This is a genomic window from Pinisolibacter aquiterrae (genome assembly GCF_019160155.1).
In the GTDB taxonomy this organism is placed as follows: domain Bacteria; phylum Pseudomonadota; class Alphaproteobacteria; order Rhizobiales; family Ancalomicrobiaceae; genus Pinisolibacter; species Pinisolibacter aquiterrae.
In genome coordinates this window covers 140654-156846 of the sequence record NZ_JAFNIH010000042.1, presented here as the reverse complement: position 1 = coordinate 156846, position 16193 = coordinate 140654, and the positions used below count along the sequence as shown (strand labels likewise).

At 64.4% G+C, this 16193-nt stretch carries 15 protein-coding genes; 6 read left to right on the top strand and 9 right to left on the bottom strand.

The annotated features are described in order from the left end of the window. Positions 1–100 precede the first annotated feature (100 nt). The 4 genes from J3S89_RS18490 to J3S89_RS18475 all read left to right on the top strand — a co-directional run bounded on the left by J3S89_RS18490 (position 101) and on the right by J3S89_RS18475 (position 2931). Entirely contained in the window at positions 101–319 is a 219-nt protein-coding gene (locus tag J3S89_RS18490; protein WP_217929383.1) for a DUF2274 domain-containing protein, read from the top strand. Positions 320–764: 445 nt separating this feature from the next. Beyond that, positions 765–1127, top strand: coding sequence for a helix-turn-helix domain-containing protein (locus tag J3S89_RS18485; RefSeq protein WP_217929382.1), 363 nt, complete (start codon positions 765–767; stop codon positions 1125–1127). After that, complete coding sequence (locus tag J3S89_RS18480; protein WP_217929381.1) at positions 1124–2431, top strand: type II toxin-antitoxin system HipA family toxin; 1308 nt, start codon at positions 1124–1126, stop codon at positions 2429–2431. The genes J3S89_RS18485 and J3S89_RS18480 overlap by 4 nt, the downstream gene beginning before the upstream one ends. Before the next feature lie 152 nt (positions 2432–2583). Then, positions 2584–2931, top strand: a complete 348-nt coding sequence (locus tag J3S89_RS18475) for a histidine kinase (RefSeq protein ID WP_217929379.1) — start codon at positions 2584–2586, stop codon at positions 2929–2931. Between the two features lie 29 nt (positions 2932–2960). Here the strand turns inward: J3S89_RS18475 and J3S89_RS18470 are convergent, their stop codons facing one another. From J3S89_RS18470 to J3S89_RS18430, 9 genes are all read right to left on the bottom strand, one after another. Further along, positions 2961–3596, bottom strand: a complete 636-nt coding sequence (locus tag J3S89_RS18470; protein WP_230488894.1) for a class I SAM-dependent methyltransferase — start codon at positions 3594–3596, stop codon at positions 2961–2963. Positions 3597–3655: 59 nt separating this feature from the next. Further along, positions 3656–4321 (bottom strand): tetratricopeptide repeat protein, encoded by a 666-nt coding sequence (locus J3S89_RS18465; protein ID WP_217929377.1) that lies wholly within the window; start codon positions 4319–4321, stop codon positions 3656–3658. A 30-nt stretch (positions 4322–4351) separates the two neighbouring features. Beyond that, positions 4352–5131 (bottom strand): SDR family NAD(P)-dependent oxidoreductase, encoded by a 780-nt coding sequence (locus tag J3S89_RS18460; RefSeq protein ID WP_217929376.1) that lies wholly within the window; start codon positions 5129–5131, stop codon positions 4352–4354. Then, complete coding sequence (locus tag J3S89_RS18455) at positions 5121–5789, bottom strand: iron-containing redox enzyme family protein (RefSeq protein ID WP_217929375.1); 669 nt, start codon at positions 5787–5789, stop codon at positions 5121–5123. Before J3S89_RS18455 ends, J3S89_RS18460 begins: the two co-directional genes overlap by 11 nt. Continuing rightward, the gene (locus J3S89_RS18450; protein WP_217929374.1) at positions 5786–7273 is read right to left on the bottom strand and encodes an AMP-binding protein; all 1488 of its coding nucleotides are present in this window, start codon (positions 7271–7273) and stop codon (positions 5786–5788) included. The genes J3S89_RS18455 and J3S89_RS18450 overlap by 4 nt, the downstream gene beginning before the upstream one ends. Next, positions 7257–7841 (bottom strand): thermostable hemolysin, encoded by a 585-nt coding sequence (locus tag J3S89_RS18445; protein ID WP_217929373.1) that lies wholly within the window; start codon positions 7839–7841, stop codon positions 7257–7259. Before J3S89_RS18445 ends, J3S89_RS18450 begins: the two co-directional genes overlap by 17 nt. Before the next feature lie 506 nt (positions 7842–8347). Further along, the gene (locus J3S89_RS18440) at positions 8348–9178 is read right to left on the bottom strand and encodes a MipA/OmpV family protein (RefSeq protein ID WP_230489223.1); all 831 of its coding nucleotides are present in this window, start codon (positions 9176–9178) and stop codon (positions 8348–8350) included. 236 nt (positions 9179–9414) lie between these two features. Continuing rightward, entirely contained in the window at positions 9415–12585 is a 3171-nt protein-coding gene (locus J3S89_RS18435) for an efflux RND transporter permease subunit (RefSeq protein WP_217929371.1), read from the bottom strand. A gap of 1 nt (position 12586) precedes the next feature. Next, positions 12587–13744: an efflux RND transporter periplasmic adaptor subunit gene (locus tag J3S89_RS18430; protein WP_217929370.1), complete on the bottom strand. Its 1158-nt coding sequence runs from the start codon at positions 13742–13744 to the stop codon at positions 12587–12589. Positions 13745–13969: 225 nt separating this feature from the next. Here J3S89_RS18430 and J3S89_RS18425 point away from each other — a divergent pair, with 225 nt between their 5' ends. Both J3S89_RS18425 and J3S89_RS18420 read left to right on the top strand, forming a co-directional pair. Further along, complete coding sequence (locus tag J3S89_RS18425) at positions 13970–14641, top strand: response regulator transcription factor (protein WP_217929368.1); 672 nt, start codon at positions 13970–13972, stop codon at positions 14639–14641. Beyond that, positions 14641–15978 carry a sensor histidine kinase gene (locus J3S89_RS18420; protein WP_217929367.1) on the top strand — a complete coding sequence of 446 codons (1338 nt, stop codon included), beginning with the start codon at positions 14641–14643 and terminating at the stop codon, positions 15976–15978. Before J3S89_RS18425 ends, J3S89_RS18420 begins: the two co-directional genes overlap by 1 nt. Positions 15979–16193 lie beyond the last annotated feature (215 nt).

Genomic DNA, 16193 nt, shown 5'->3' with positions numbered 1-16193 from the left:
AACTCAACATCCAGCCGACCCTGACGATCCGGCCGGGGTTCCCGGTCCGGGTCATCGTCAATCGTGATCTCGTGTTGGCGCCTTACGGAGGGCAGACGCCATGACCAAGTTGAAGCTCGGAGCACTTTCCGACGATCGACCGGTCAAGCTCTCGGTCGAACTGCCGGCCGCGGTGCACCGTGATCTCGTCGCCTATGCCGAGGTGCTGGCGCGGGAGACCGGGCAGGTGGCGCCCGAGCCGGCGAAGTTGATCGCACCGATGATCGAGCGGTTCATGGCGACGGATCGGGGGTTCAGGAGATCGAAGGCGGGGCGGTGAGCGCTGGGCGTTCGGAATGAACATCGGAAAGTCGTGACCGAATTCCATCCCCCGGGGCGTCTGATCGTCGGGATCCAGACACTCCTCTCTCCATCGTGACTAGATCCGCCCTTGTGAAAATCCATAGTCGCGAAAGGGGCACCCGTCCGTCGGTCCAGTCTGACCGATCGTGTCGATGTGGGAGCGTTTCATGTTGCCCTGCACGGGGGATCGGCTGACCATCGGGGGCATCCTACCGGCTCCGGTGCCGGACCCTCTCCGGACGAATGCTGCCGATTTCGTGATGGAAAGAAAAAAGTGATTTATAGGGCCATATTTGGCACGTAAACTTCAAATTTCCTATTTATAGGGTCATATGTAGCCCTCTGCTGAAGGGTATTGAAAACGCCATTTAAAGGGTCATATCATACCCTATAAATGGATGGGTGCCGATATGGTGTCAAATATGACCCTTAATGATGATGGTGCTTCTGTGACCGTCGAGGGCCATCGGCGCGATCTCGGTGCGCGTATCGCAAGGATACGCCTCAGTCGAAATCTGACGCAGGCCAATCTGGCCCTGGAGGCGGGTGCTTCCGTCCGGAGCATAAAACGTCTCGAGGCAGGGGAGAACATCTCGCTCGATACGTTCATCCGCGTGCTCATGGCGCTCGATATGGAGGATCACTTGCGCACCATCCTACCCGATCCCGACGTTCGGCCGGTCGAGCGCATAAGGCGAGAAGGCCATGAGCGCCAGCGCGCGCGCGGACGCAGCGCCGTGACCAAGGCGACGGACTGGGCATGGGGCGAGGAGGACGAGAAATGACGGACGCCACCGTCCGACTGTGGGGCAAAGACATCGGTGCCGTGAGCTGGTTGGCCGATCGGGAGCTCGCCGTCTTTCAGTACATGCCGGACTTCGCCGACAGCGCCATTCAACTGGCGCCGATCATGATGCCATTGAGCCGCGATCCCTACGTGTTTCCCGGGTTGCCCCGGGACGCGTTCAAGGGCCTTCCCGGGATGCTCGCCGACTCGCTGCCGGACAAGTTCGGCAACGCACTGATCGATGTCTGGCTCGCGGCGCAGGGCCGATCGGCCTCCGGCTTCAATCCGGTCGAACGTCTCTGCTACGTCGGTACGCGCGGCATGGGTGCGCTCGAGTTCCATCCGACTATTCTCGCGGGGGCACGGAAATCGCGGCGCCTCGAGATCGATGCCCTGACCAGGCTCGCCAATGATGTCCTCAGCAGCCGGGCGCAGATCGCCGGTGTGCTGAAGGGCGAGGATGATCACGAAACGCTGGAGGACATCCTGCGCGTCGGAACTTCGGCCGGCGGCGCACGGGCGAAGGCCATTCTCGCCTGGAACGCGCAAACGGGAGAGTTCCGGTCCGGGCAGATCAAGGCCGGCGAAGGTTTCACCTACTGGCTGATGAAATTCGACGGCATCTCGAACAACCGCGACAAAGAGCTGGCGGACCCTCGAGGGTTCGGGCTGATCGAATACGGCTTCCATCTGCTCGCGGTCGCGGCCGGCATCGACATGAGCGAATGCCGCATTCACCGGGAAGGTGGGCGGGCGCATTTCATGACACGCCGTTTCGATCGCAGCTCGAGCGGCCAGAAGCTGCACATGCAGTCGCTCGCGGCGTTGCGCCACTACGACTTCAATGCGGCGGGTGCCTATTCCTACGAACAGGCCGTGGAGACGATCCGACTGCTGGGGCTGCCCACCTATGACGTCGAGCAGCAATTCCGCCGCGCCGTGTTCAATGTGTTGGTCCGCAATCAGGACGATCACGTTAAGAACATTGCCTTCCTCATGAATCGCAAGGGCGAGTGGCGCCTGTCGCCGGCTTTCGACGTCAGCTACGCCTATAATCCGAATGGCAGCTGGACCAACCAGCACCAGATGAGTCTCGCTGGGAAGCGCGACAATTTCGAATTTTCCGACCTCGTTCAGTTCGGCATTTTCTGCGGGATGAAGCCCAAGAGGGCGGAAGGTATCATTCGGGACATGCACGAGCAGGTGGAGGACTGGCCGACTTACGCAGAGAAGGCGAGCATTCCCGAAAGCGTCGCCAATACCATTCATCGGGCGATGCGGCGGGAGATCGTGATCCACTGACATGAAGTCGGAAAGTGCCGCCTCATAGGTTTGCCCTGACGTCGGGAGATGCATTCGCCACCCGAGTGTGGATCGGCACAAAAGTCTGGCTCCATCGTGAAGTTGGGATAGCCCGTTGATCGGGCTACAAAATCCGAGACATATAAGGGGGCATGATCGGCGCCTGTCGTGATCCCTCCCAATTCTTGAAGTACGTCGCGATTTCAATGCCTTGCCATATCCGCACTATTGCCGCGCTGTCGCGGAAGAATCGCGAAGGCGGGCTGATCACGGTGGAGGTCACCGGCGCGCCGGGCATTCTTGTGCTGGACCGAGGCTTGGGTTTTCCAGGCGACGTGCTCGATGCAGAGTTCCGGTGTCGCGGGCTGGTGCGCTCCGGCCGTCGCGACGGCGCGGGCCCTGGACTGTCCATCGTCGAGCGCACGATGCTGGCGCATGGGGGGAACTTCTGCTCTTCAACATGGAGGCCGACGGGGGCTGTGTGGAAATGCGATTCCTGACTCCCGTGCATTGATAGATTGCGGCCACGTCAGCCCGGTGGAAGGGTCGCACTGGCAATGATGCCTTTGATGCCCATGAGGAGCCTGGCTCTGTGCAGGGTGATCGCGGTTTCGGGAAAGCCGCCAGCCAGAAGGAGCTGCCAGAGATCGTCCGCATCATACGTCACGTGCGTCTCGGGTCCCGCGAACGGCCAACTCTTCATGTTCGCGCGGTCGGTCACATAGAGGACGACTCGCCCGCCCGGCCTCAGGACGCGGCGAATCTCCGAAACGGCGAGGCGTTCGCGATCGAAGAAGTAGGCGACATTGACCGCGAGCACCCGGTCGAAGCTGGCATCCGCCCATGGCAGGTGATGAAAGTCGCCGACTTCGAGTTCCATCCGGCCGGAAGCGATCGCCTCCGCATTGCGGCGCTCGGCGAGGTGCACCATGGCCGGGGAGCCGTCGATGCCCCAGATCCGGCCCAGCGTCACGCGCCGGGCCAGCCTGGCGAGGCCTTCGCCGGGGCCGAAGCCGATCTCCAACACGTCGTGGCGGCGGGCCAGCTGGAGCACATGGATGGCGAGGCGGTTCGGCCTTCGGTTCATGTAGGCCATGAGCCGCCCGACGAGGGTGCCGGCCACGCCTTCGGGATGGGCCAGTTGGCGGCCGAGCCGGTGCCACAAGCCCCCGCTCGGGGGCTTGGTCGGCGCCGACGTTCCGGCGCGAGAGGGATCAGAGGGTCTCATTGCTTTGCCCCGATCTCATCCAGTTTTTCCTGGATCACCAGCCGGCGGTTCTTGTCCCACAGAGGGCGGTCGGGATGGATCGGAGTGGCGAGAGCGTGGCCGAAGGCCTCCCGCGCCTTGGCGTACTGGCCCTGCGAGAACAGGTAGTCGCCGTAGAAGTACCAGGCGTCGAGCCCGGTCGGGGAGCCTGCCGTGGCCTGCTCGAGAAGACGGCGCGCCTTGTCCTTGTCGCCGAAGGCCAGAGGAAAGCCGGGTACGCGATAGTAGAGGACGCCGAGGCTGGTCGGCGCACCGGCATCGAGCGCCGTGGGGTTCATCTTGTTGGCCTTCTCCAGGATGTCTCGGGCCCGCGTGGCGAGCGACAGGGCCGAGATCGGATTGACCATGGACGCACGTTCACTGGTGATGATGCCGTCCCAGATGAGGACCTCGACCCGGTCGGGATACTTCGCCGCCAGGGCGTCGGCCTCGATCCCGAGGGCATTCATCCGCTCGGTCTGCTTGTCGCCCTCGGGAATGGTGAACTTGGCGGTCTCCCACTCGAGTTGAATCTGCTTCACCTGGGCGGTGACGGCGTCGTCGACTGCCCGGGCCGATCGGGCACCGAGCGCGAGAGCGGCAAGGAAGACGGCGCAAAGGAGCCGGTGTGAATGAGCACGCATGGAACATCTCCGTGTTCTCGGATGTCGGGGTCAGTTGGCGCCGCGCACCGCCGAGCGGGTGAGCGCCCGGTCGATGAGCTTCGGAGCGAGGCGTTGGACGAGGACGAACAGGCGTTCGAGGCCGAGGGGGTAGGCGTCGTCCCGGCCGCGCTCGACCGCCCGCCAGATCGCGGCGGCGACGCGCCCGGGGTCGTCGAGACTCATGCCGGAGGCGGCGATGAGGTCCTGGAAGGCGGTGGCCGCGGCAGTGCGAGTGGCGCGCGGCGCGACGTAGGTGACGCCGATCCCGATCGGCTTCCACTCCCGCCGCAGGGCGTCGGAGAAGCCCCGCAGCGCGAATTTGGATGCGGAATAGGCGGCGAAGCCGGGATAGGCGATGTCGCCGAACATCGATCCGACGTTCACCACCCGCGATGGTCGGGCCGCCGCGAGCAGGGGGGCGAGATCCCGCGTCAGCGCCATCGGAGCGAGGACGTTGGTGCGGAACAGGTCCTCCAGGGCGTCGTCGCCGAGACCATCCGCCGCACCGCCCATCACGACCCCGGCATTGTTGACCAACACGTCGAGAGCCCCCCAGGCATCTGCGATGCGGGCGACCACGCGGGCGCGATCCGACGCCACCGTGATGTCCGCTTCGATGAGAAGGGGGGCGGCGCCTTCCGGAAGGGCCGCGACCGTCTCCTCGAGAGGCGCGCGACGGCGACCGCACAGGGCAACCCTCATGCCGCGTCGGGCCGCTTCCAGCACCAGGGCACGGCCGATCCCCGTTCCGCCGCCGGTGACGAGGACGCGTTCGATCTCACGCGGCATGGTCGAGCTCCCAGATGGAGCCGAGGTCGCGGAAGATGTCGCCGTAGAGCCGGTAGAACATCTTCGCGTGGTCGATGACGATGGCCTGAACCTCCGGCGCGTCGAAACCGTCCACCAGCTTGCGGAAGAAGACCACGTGTTCCTGGTCGAGGCTGCCGTGGGAGGTGAGATAGGAGAAACCGGGCTCGCCCTCCGCGCCGAAGCCGCGTTTCAGAGCCCCGGCGAGTTGCTCGGCGAGCAGCACCGACATGCCCTCGAGCACATGGACGCTGCCCAGCATGCCATAGGGGCTGACGTGTTCGATGGCGTGATGGGCAAAGGCCACCATGACACGGGTGGCCGGCCCCGGCGTGCCGAGGCGCACGGCTTCGGCATCGCCGCCCATGGCGCGGATGTCGTCGAGAATCCACTTCTCGTGGCCGCGCTCCTCCACCATGTAGCCCACCAGCGCATCCTGATAGCGCTCGTCGGGGGTGCGGGACGCGGCGAGGGCGAGCAATGGGAACGTATGTTTCACATGGTGATAGGCCTCGGTGAGGAAGGCGACGTAGACGGTCTTGGACGCACCGGAGCGCAATGCGCTCCGCACCAGCGGTATGCTGAGAAATCGCGTCCGTTCGGTCGCGGTCTCTTGCGTGAGGCGATCGTAGAAGCTCATGGCTCGGCTCTTTCTTCGAGTTGGATGGGCTGCTGCGGGAAAACGCCGGTCGCGCCGGCGATCAGTTCGCGCGCGACGGATCGGCGGATCCGACCATTGTCGGTGAAGAGGCCCACGGCCTTGGCTCGGGCGAGGTCGAGGACGTCGATACGCATCGGTCGCGCATAGGCGGGCAGCGCCGCGCACCACATGGCGACGCGTTCGTCGATCGCCTCGGGTGTGGCCTCGTCGAACCAGGCCGCTGCCCGTGGTGTGGGCACGACGAGCGCGGCGAGGCCGGCGCCCGCCGCCGCGGCGGCGCAGAAGGCGATGCCGGGATCGTCGAGGATGGCGCTCTCCACCCATTCTGGGCTGACGTTGCGCCCGAGTGCCGTGACGACGAGATTGTCCTTGCGGCCGAAGACGGTCAGCCGCCCGGTTTCGTCGAGGGCGCCGAGGTCGCCCGTCGCCCACGGCCGCTCCGCGACGGAGCCGCCGAGATAGCCGTCGGTCACACAGGGGCCGTCTACGTGGATCTCGCCGTTTCGGATGGTGACCGCGAGCCCCGGCAACGGCTCACCGACGGTGCCGGCGATCCGCGCGCCCGGGCGGTTCATCGCCACCACCGAGCAGCACTCGGACAGGCCGTAGCCCTCGTGGATGGGAATGCCCAACCGCCATGCGGACTCGGCCAAGTGGGGCGGAACCGCCGCTCCTCCGACCGCTACGAAACGCAGCCCGGTCGGTGCGCTCTCGCCGGTGGCGAGCAGTTCCGCCACCCAGAGCCGCAGGAGTTCGGGGACCAGCACGCCGGTCGTCGGGCGATGGCGGGCGAAGGCCGCGGCCAGTCCTGTCGGTGCAGCGCGGCCGACCGCCTCCGCGAGTGCCGTATCGAAATGGCAGCGCCCACCGACGAGGGACGGAACGAAGATGGCGCAGATGCTCTCGAGCAGCAGCGACAGCGGCAACACCGAGAGATAGGAATCGTCCTCGGTCGCGGCGCTCGCCTCGGCGAGCGCCGCCGTCGACCAGCCGATCTGCCCGCTCTCGTGGCGAACGCCCTTCGGCCGGCCGGTGCTGCCGGATGTGTAGATGAGGGTGCCGAAACCCGGATGGAAGCCGGGAACGGTTCCGTTCTCGCTCGTCAGCGCGACCGAAAGAACCGGGAGACCGGGGGGCGTCGAGGTTCTGCAGGCTTCGGTGGTCAGAACGAGGTCCACGGCGGCGTCCCGCACGATGTGGCGGATCTGTTCGACACTGAAGAAGGTCGGCAGCGGGACGGCGATGCGTCCCGAGGCGACGCAGGCGAGCTGCGCCACGGCCCATTCCCGGCCGTTGGGAAGCAGGAGCCCGATGGTCCGCGCGGCCTTCGGCAATCGGGTGGACAGGCGAGCCGCTTCGCCGAGGAGACCCGCGCGCGTCAGGGTGCCGTGCGAATCGGCGAAGGCCACCCGATCGGGGTCGCGATCGGCGAGGCGCAGCACCGCTTCAAAGAACGCTCGCATGGCGGGCCTCCCTGACGCGCGGGACGAGTGGCGTGAGCAGTTCGACGCCGCAGGCACCGTAGACCTTGGGGTCCGTCTCGTAGTAGCGGCCCCAGGACGCCGCATCGGCCACGCGGCCCGGATCGGCGTCGGCGAGATAGATCGGCGCGATGTGGAGACGCTGGATGAGCAGGCTGAGGCGGCGCGTGAGCGTGAAGAACGACCACGACAGGCCGTAACCGACACCGGTGGCGATGATGTCGTCGATGAAGCCGGCGATGTCACGGGGCGAGCGGCTGGCGAGGGTGGTGACCTCGAAGATCTCGTCGCGCCGCACGTCGTGCCCGGTGGCACGGCCGAGCGCGGCCTCGATCGGCTCCGCGAGATACTGCTCGGAGAAGAAGCCGCTCTCGACCAGCCGCAGCCCGGCGACGCACAGGATCTCGCCGTCGGGGCCCCAGCGGCAGATCAGTCGATCCGCGATCTGCCCGATATGGGCCTCGTATTCACAGGCGTAGACGTCTCGGATGAAGCGTTCCGCGTCCGCGCGTCGGGCATCTGATCGTTCGATGATGCGTACTCGGCTCATGCCCGCTCGTCCTTTATTGAAAGGTCGAGCGAAATTTACGGGTCCAAGTTTGCGTGAGCATTACGTGAGCTTGGAAAGGCCGAGGAAAAACATGGCTTTTCCTGGGTATGGCTTCGCAGGAGAAGCCATGACGAGATCGAATTTTTCGGACATCGTCGGACGGTCGGCGAACCACGTGTCGCAGAGTGAGTGATGTCGGCCGCAGATCTCGTCGGTGGCGTCGCTTCGCCAGGGTCGAAGGCCACATCGCGGACAAACAGCGTTCATCGGAGCTGCGACACCCGACCGGGTCCCCCGGAATAGTCGCCGGCGGGAGATGGAGACGATGCCGGAGCCGGCATCCCAGCCGAGGTCAGGAGGCATCGCCCAGACAGCACGGGTTCGTCGGGCTTCACCCCTTTGTCAGCGCCAGATGCCGAGGCTCCAATCACGGAATCCAGGCGTACAACTGCATATCATCGGCGCGGCAGCGCGAGGCATGCTGCCCCGCGGCTTCCTGGGTTCCTCTAGAACCGGTAAGCCGCACCAATCCTTGCGAAGGGCTGGATCTTGTCCCTGACGATCGGGCTGTTCCTCGCATCTCCCATGAGAAGACCAGCACCTGCCGCCCCCGTCACCGACCAATTCTCGGTGACCAAATAGGTCACGGAACCCTTCAGATCGACACGCTTCAATCCAGCCTTCGCCGTGTATTCGGGAAGACCAGAACGTGCCGACTGGTTGGCATTCACGCCGAAATAGGCCTCCATGTACTTGTCGTCCGCCAGGGTAGCGAACGCATCGGCCGAGAAGAGGAAGCGGTCGTATCTGTACGATGCCGACGCTCCCAGCTTGCCGGTGAGGCCATCGCTGCCGCCGAACGTCTTGTCGAGTTCGGCATAAATTTTGAACGGCCCAGTTTCATAACTGACGATTCCACCGACGATGCCGCCTGCGCCGACATCACCCAGACCCCTGAGGTAGTTGGAATCGCTTTCTTTGCGGCCGAATTCATATCCGGCTTTCACGCCGATACGAAATCCGCCGTCCTTGTACACGTCCACCGTGAGGCCGCTGGTATCGAGATGCGCCCAGTCGCCATATGACGCGGAAACGATGGGGAATGGCAGAACTCTGAACTTGTCCGATCCCTCGTATTCCGGAAGGACGAAGGCGGCTGCCCCGACAACGACCTTCCATTCGTGGAACACCGAAAATGCGCGATCGATCCGGCTGGGTTGCGCTTGATCAGACGTGGCGGCAGGCGTCGAAGCATTGTCGAAACCCAGGCCGATATCGGCGCCTCGGGCGGCGGCGGGGGCAAACAGCGCCGCTGCTGCAAGGGCGACGATCTTCACCCGCACCGTTCCCCTGTGCGGGGGTCTGCCGCCTTCTTGACGATGTCGATACGGTTGCATTCGCAAACCCCCAAATCCGTTCTGATCGGGATGACACCGGAGTCATCAACTACGGAGGGGACTGTGCGGGGCCAGGATTGCGACAGCATTACGCATCGAGCCGACCTCGATTGACTGTCGTTCGCCGTCTCCTTGCCGACCAGATCGGGCGTCGTGCCCCTTCGTCCGGGTGAAAATCAGACATGGGCTCCGCCGGGATCCGGTCGGGTCGTCGGCGATGTCGTGGAACTGGCGATCTCGCCGATATCGACCGGCGCCTTCGGCAGAAAGCGACCGAGACGCCGTGTCGCACTGTCGATGTAGGACAGCATGACGGGCACGATGATCAGGGTCAGAATCGTCGAACTGACGAGCCCGCCGATGACGGCATGCGCCATGGGCGCGCGCTGTGCTCCGCCGCCGCCGACCGCTATCCCGAGCGGGATCATGCCGAAGATCATCGCGAGCGTCGTCATGACGATGGGGCGGAAGCGGATGACGCCGGCGCTGATCAATGCCTCGTCGAGAGGAAGACCCCGTCGGCGCTCCTTGTTGGTGAAGTCGACCAGCAGAATACCGTTCTTGGTGACGAGCCCCATCAGCATGATCAGGCCGATCAGCGAGAAGATGTTGATCGTGCTGCCACTGACGATCAATCCGAGCAAGACGCCGACCAGAGAAAGCGGCAGCGCCACCATGATGGCCAGCGGCTGAGCAAAACTGCCGAATTGCGAGGCGAGCACGATGTAGATGAAGACGACTGCCATGGCGAGGGCCGTGACCATGTGGCCCATGGTCTTCTGCATGTTCTCCGATTGGCCGCCGAAGCGAATTCGATAGCCCACGGGTAGGTCCTGCCGAGCGACGAGCTCTTCCAGTTCGCGCGTCACGGCACCGAGAGTTCGGCCGGATATGTTCGCCGAAACCAGGACCTCCCGGCGCGTGTCGAAGCGTCGAATTTCCGAAGCGGCTGGAACCGTGCTTATCCGTGCGACCTGGTCGAGGCGAACCATGACGGGGCCGCCGGTCGCATCCATGCGTCCGGTCGTCAGCATGAGCTCGCTGATCGCGCCCGTGTCGGAGCGCTGTTCAGGCGGTAAACGGACGACCACGTCGTAGGTCTCGCCGCGCGGGTCGGTCCAACTGGTGATCTTCTTGCCACCGACCAGCGGGGAGAGCAGACCAGTGAGGTCCGAGACGCCGATGCCCAGATCGTTCGCCGCTTCACGCTTCAAGCGCACCGACAGGACGGACGTCGGCTCCTTGGAGCTGGAGGCGATGTCGACCAGACCTGGAATTCGGCCCATGGCGGCGATGAGTTCGGTCGCTGTCTTTTCCAACACGGCCATGTCGTCGCCGAGCACGCTCAACTGGATCGGGCTACTGCCGGCGCCGAGGCCCATCTGGATGATGGCGATGTCGATGCCCGGGATGACGGAGAGACGCTCGCGGATCGGATCTGCGAGGGCGACGGGCGTGCGCACGCGAGCCTCGAGCGGCACGAGCGCGACGAGAACGGAAGCCCTGTGTTTGCCGATGGCATTGCCGGTATTGATCGTCGAATAGAGCGTGTCGACTTCCGGAAACGCGCGCAATGCGTTTTCGACCTGCCGGACTTTCGCTGCGGTGTAGTCGAGCGAGGAGCCGACCGGCGTCGTCACTCTGATCTGAAGACGGCCTTCGTCGGCATTGGGGACGAACTCGGTTCCGACGAGGGGAACCATGAAGATGCTCGCCAAGACCATGGCGCCCGTCGCCGACAGGGTGACGAGGCGGTGGTGCAGGGTCCAGGCGATCACATGGCGGTATCGCCCGGCGAGGGCATCGAAGCCGTGATCGAAGCGCGCAATGAGGCGACCGATCGGCCCGCGCTCGGCATCCGGATGGGCGTCGGGATCATACCAGACGCTCGACAACATCGGATCGAGCGTGAAGGCGACGAAGAGCGAGATCAGGACCGCGGCCGAGACCGTCACGCCGAATTCGTAGAAGAAGCGGCCGACGATGCCGTCCATGAAGGCGACGGGCAGGAAGACGGCGACGATCGTCGCCGTCGTCGCCATGACCGCGAGCCCGATCTCGTTCGTGCCGTCGAGAGCGGCCTGCAGATGGGATTTGCCCATGTGAAGGTGACGCGTGATGTTCTCGCGCACCACGATCGCGTCGTCCACCAGGATGCCGATGGAGAGCGTCAGCGCGAGCAGGCTCAGCGTGTTGAGTGTGAAGCCGAGGAAACCGATGACGGCGAGCGTGCCGAGCATGGCGATGGGCAGCGTCAGACCGGTGATGACGGTGCTACGCCACGAATTGAGAAACAGGAAGACGATGGCGATGGCCAGTCCCGCCCCTTCGATCAGTGTCGCCTGGACCTGGTTGGCGGATTCTCGGATCGAGGTGGATGTGTCGGAGATCACGCGGAGCTGGATATTCTGGGAGGCGAGTTCCGCATTGAGCCGATCCAGGCGCTGCCGCACGTCGGCGACCACCTGCACGACGTTCGCGTCCTGCACCTTGACGATATCGATCGCGAGCGCCGCCCGGCCATTGTAGATGGCGAGACTTTCGGCGTCCGCCGCGCCGTCGGCAACGGTCGCGATATCACGCAGGTAGACCGGAGCGCCGCCACGCCGCGCGACGACGACGTCGAGAAGATCCTCGGGCCGGTCGATTCCACCCTGTACCTGGATCACGCTCTCCGAAAAGCGACGGATGACGCTGCCGACCGGTACGTTCTCGTTGCCGTTGCGCAGGGTCTTGGCGACTTCGTCGATTCCGACACCGAGTGCGCGCATCCGCATCTCGTCGATTCCGACGTCGATCTGGCGTTTCCTCCCGCCGATCAGCGTTGCCTGCCCGACGCCGGATACCGTCGTGAGCTGACGGACGACACCCTGGTCGGCAATGGTCGTGAGGGCTGAGATGCCGAGAGAATCGGACACGACGGCGATCGAGAGGATGGGCTGATCCGAGGGGTTGACGCGCGAGATGATCGGCTTGTCGATGCCATCGGGAAAGCTCGCCTCGAGCGCCGCCACCTTGTCGCGGACGTCCTGCGCCGCAACCGGGCCATGCACCTCCAGCTTGAAGCTCGCCCTGACGACGGAGCGGCCTTCATAGGACGTCGAGGTGACCTCATCGAGCCCACTGATGGCGTTGAGTGCGTTCTCGATCGGGCGGGTGACGTCGGTCTCGACGGTTTCCGGCGTCGCCCCCGGATAGGTCGTCGTCACCAGGACGATGGGAACGTCGACATTGGGATATTGGTCGAGGCCCAGCCGCTGGAACGCAAAGACGCCGAGCACGAGCAGGGTCACCATCATCATGGTGGTGAAGACCGGGTAGCCGACGGAGATGCGGGTCAGGAACATGTTAGTCCGCCTGTGCAACGACGGCTGCCACGCCGGGCTTCATCTCGGGAAGGGGGGAGGCGACGACGACGTCACCGGCGTTGACGCCACCAACTTCGACCTCGGTGCCGCCGCGCCAGCGCGACCTGATCGTGACCGCCTTGCGGACGAGCCTGCCGTCATGGAGCGTGAGCACGAAGGCCCCTCGGTCATCCTCGCGCAGCGACGTCGCGGGAAGGACGAACATGTCCTTGCGTTCGCGGACCAGTATCGAGCCGGTCGCGAACATCCCGCCCCACAGGTGCCTCTCGGCATTGTCCAGGCGCACATGGACAGCCACGGAACGCGACCCCTCGTTGGCGGCAGGATTGATCCGATCGACGGTTCCGATCAGCGGCCCGTCTTCCCGTCCGTCGATTTGAAGTTCTGCGGTCTGACCGGCCTCGAGGCGGGATATGTCCCGCGTCGAGACGAGCACTTCGGCCTCCAGCGCCGATGTGTCGACGACGGTCATGAGCTCGGCGTTGGAAGCGGTCGCGGTACCGGGGTCGACGGCGCGGCTCGCGACGATCCCGTCGAAAGGCGCCGTGATCTTGGCATTGCGCAAGGCGGTTCTCGCGATGTCGATCTGTGCGGAGAGCCCCTGCACTCTGGCCCGGGCACTCGTGGCATCACTGCGAGCCTTCTCGAGCTGATCTCTCGGCAAGATGCTCTTGCGCACGAGCAGCTCGACGCGATCGAGTGTCTGTTCGGCTCGGAGGAGTTCTGCCTGGGCGCCGTCGAGGTTGCTGTCCTGTAGTGCGAGACTCGCCGTCAATTCCTCGACGGCGAATCTCACCAGCACCTCTCCGGCCGAGATCCGCTGGCCCGCGCGCGCGTTCACTTCCGTGACGGTCCCGGCGGCCTTCGATCTGAGGACGACGCGGTCGATCGGCTTCAATTCGCCGCTCGCACGCACCCGTTCCGTCATCGAAGTCGGCTTCACCGTGACGACCTCGACGGTTGCCAGCTCGAGCGGTTTGATCTCACGGTTTGCCGACTCGGAGGTTTCTCCGGGGACACGGCGTGCGGCAATCGCATCGAGTGTCCCGCCGCGCCGGTCGAAATAAACGAGGCCGGTAGAGAGTCCGCCGATGAGAAAGGTGCCGACTATCAACCCTTTCACCCATTTGCGCGCCATGCGGCTCGGTCCTTCTTCACGCGATCGACAGGAAGCCCGGGCGCCTGCAGACGATTTTCCTCGAACCGCGACATTCGCGCAGGAAATGCCATCTCGGCGCACCGATTTGTCGCTACCGGTAGCGCTCGACCGTTGCAGCAGCATTACCCGAAGGTTTTCGGGGGCGCGCAATGTTGCCGCAACCCTTATGGTCGACAAGAAGAGCGAGGGGCGGGCGCGAGAGACATGAGAATACTACTGGTCGAGGACGAAAAAGAGATGGCGGAAGCCCTGTCTACCGCGCTGGGCAAGCAGGGCGTCGTGATCGATCACACGATGTGTCTCGCCGATGCGGCGGAACTGACGCGCCAGAACACCTATGACGCCATCCTGCTCGATCGGCGTCTGCCGGACGGCGAGGGGCTGGATTTCATTCCGAAGTTGAGGCGGAGCGGCATCGAGACGCCGATCATCGTCCTCACGGCGCACAACGAACCGAGCGAGCGGGTCACGGGCCTCGACACGGGCGCGGACGACTATCTCGGCAAACCGTTCCTGGTCGAGGAACTGATGGCCCGGTTGCGTGCCGTCCTGCGACGCCCCGCCGGACTCATCGAACCGCAGATCGTCACCGGGCGGATGGTCATCGACCCGTTGCATCTGAGCGTGGCCGTCGAGGCGACCCCTCTCGAGCTACCGCGCCGCGAGCTACTGGTTCTGGTGACGCTGGCCAAGCGCCGAGGTCGGACCGTTCTTCGTTCGGTCCTCGAAGCGGCGGTCTACAATTACGAAGAAGAGATCCAGTCGAATGCGCTCGATGCGCACATCTCCAGGCTGCGCAAGCGTCTGCTCGATGCCGGGGCCGGGGTCACGATTCACAACATCCGCGGCGTCGGCTATCTCCTGAAGGAAGACTGATGGCGGATACGAACACCCCGAACCCGTCGCTCTGGTGGAAACTGAGCTGGCAACTCAGCCTCGTCTTCGTCGCCGTCGTCACCGTGGTGATCGTCGGCCTCTCCGCTTACGGAGCCGTCATTCTGTCGCCGAACGTGGCGTTGGAAGACAAACTGGCCACCGCGCTCGACGAGGCCCTCACGCGGGATCCCGGGGGCCGGATCGTCGTCGGCGACACGCCACGCCTCCAGGCGTTCAAAACGGAAAACGACCGGCTCTGGTTCGTCGCTGCGACGTCCGATGGCGAGGTGGTCACCTACGGTGCAGTACCGGCGCAGTATGCCGGTTTGGCACCCTATGTGCGGCTGATGAAGGATGCGGACATACGCGGGGCCAAGGACACGCAGGAGACCGCGTCCATCGACGGTTTCAAGACGTCTCTCGGCGAGGTCCGGGTGATGTACGGAGGAAACACCGACACCACCGACAACATGCTGACGATGCTCAGGAAGCTCTACCCGATTTATGTTCCCCTGCTGGCGATTTCGCTGCCGTCGGTGTTCTTCACCATTCCTCGGGTCGTGCGTCGTGGGCTCGCCGGCGTGAGAGAAGTCGCCCGAGAGGCCTCCGAGATCGAGCCGCGCCGGCAGGAGGTGCGGCTTCGCACCAAGGGCATCCCGAAGGAGATCGCTCCGCTCGTGGTGGCGTTCAACGGTGTTCTCGATCGCCTCGAACGCGAATTCCGGAAACGCCAGCGCTTCCTGATCGATGCGGCCCATGAACTCCGCACCCCGATTGCGATCATGCAGACACGCATCGAAGGCATGGCCGATGGACCGGACCGCGAACGGCTGTTGCGTGACGTGGCTCGGCTGGGTGCGACCGCCGAGCAACTTCTCGACTTCGAACGCAACGATCAGGCGACCGACCGTCAGGATACAGTCGATCTCGTCGATGTCGCGCGCAACGCGGTCGCCGATCTGGCGCCGCTCGCGATAGCGGCGGGATACGAGATCGCGTTCAGGAATGGGCCGGACAGGCTCGAGCGCCCGGGCAACCGGTTTGCCCTTTCCGGCGCCATCGGAAATCTGGTCCGCAATGCGATCGATCACGGCGGCAACGCCGGAATGATCTCCGTATCGGTCGCGGCGGACGGCGAGATCGCCGTCGCCGATGAAGGGCCGGGCATTCCGGCCGAACATCTCGAACTGGTGTTCGAGCCGTTCTATCGCGTCGCCCCGCGAAGCGAGGGGGCGGGGCTCGGCTTGAGTCTGGTGAGGCAGGTCGTCGCCAATCACGGTGGAGAGGTCACGATGGAAAGTGGCTCGAGCGGAACAACCGTCAGGATTCGGCTCTAGCGCAGCGGCGATCTCTGTCGGTATGGCTGACTTCATCTCGTTTCTGCGGCATGAAACCGCGACCGCCGATCGGTGTCGATCATGATCTTCGGATGGAAAATCCATCCTTTCTGCTGCCGGTGGGTCTTCGTGATCCGATTGGGTGATCTTCCGGAGCAGCACGTAATGTTGAGGCAATTCTTCCGCCTCAGTCTCCGATGCGAAAACGTCCGCGA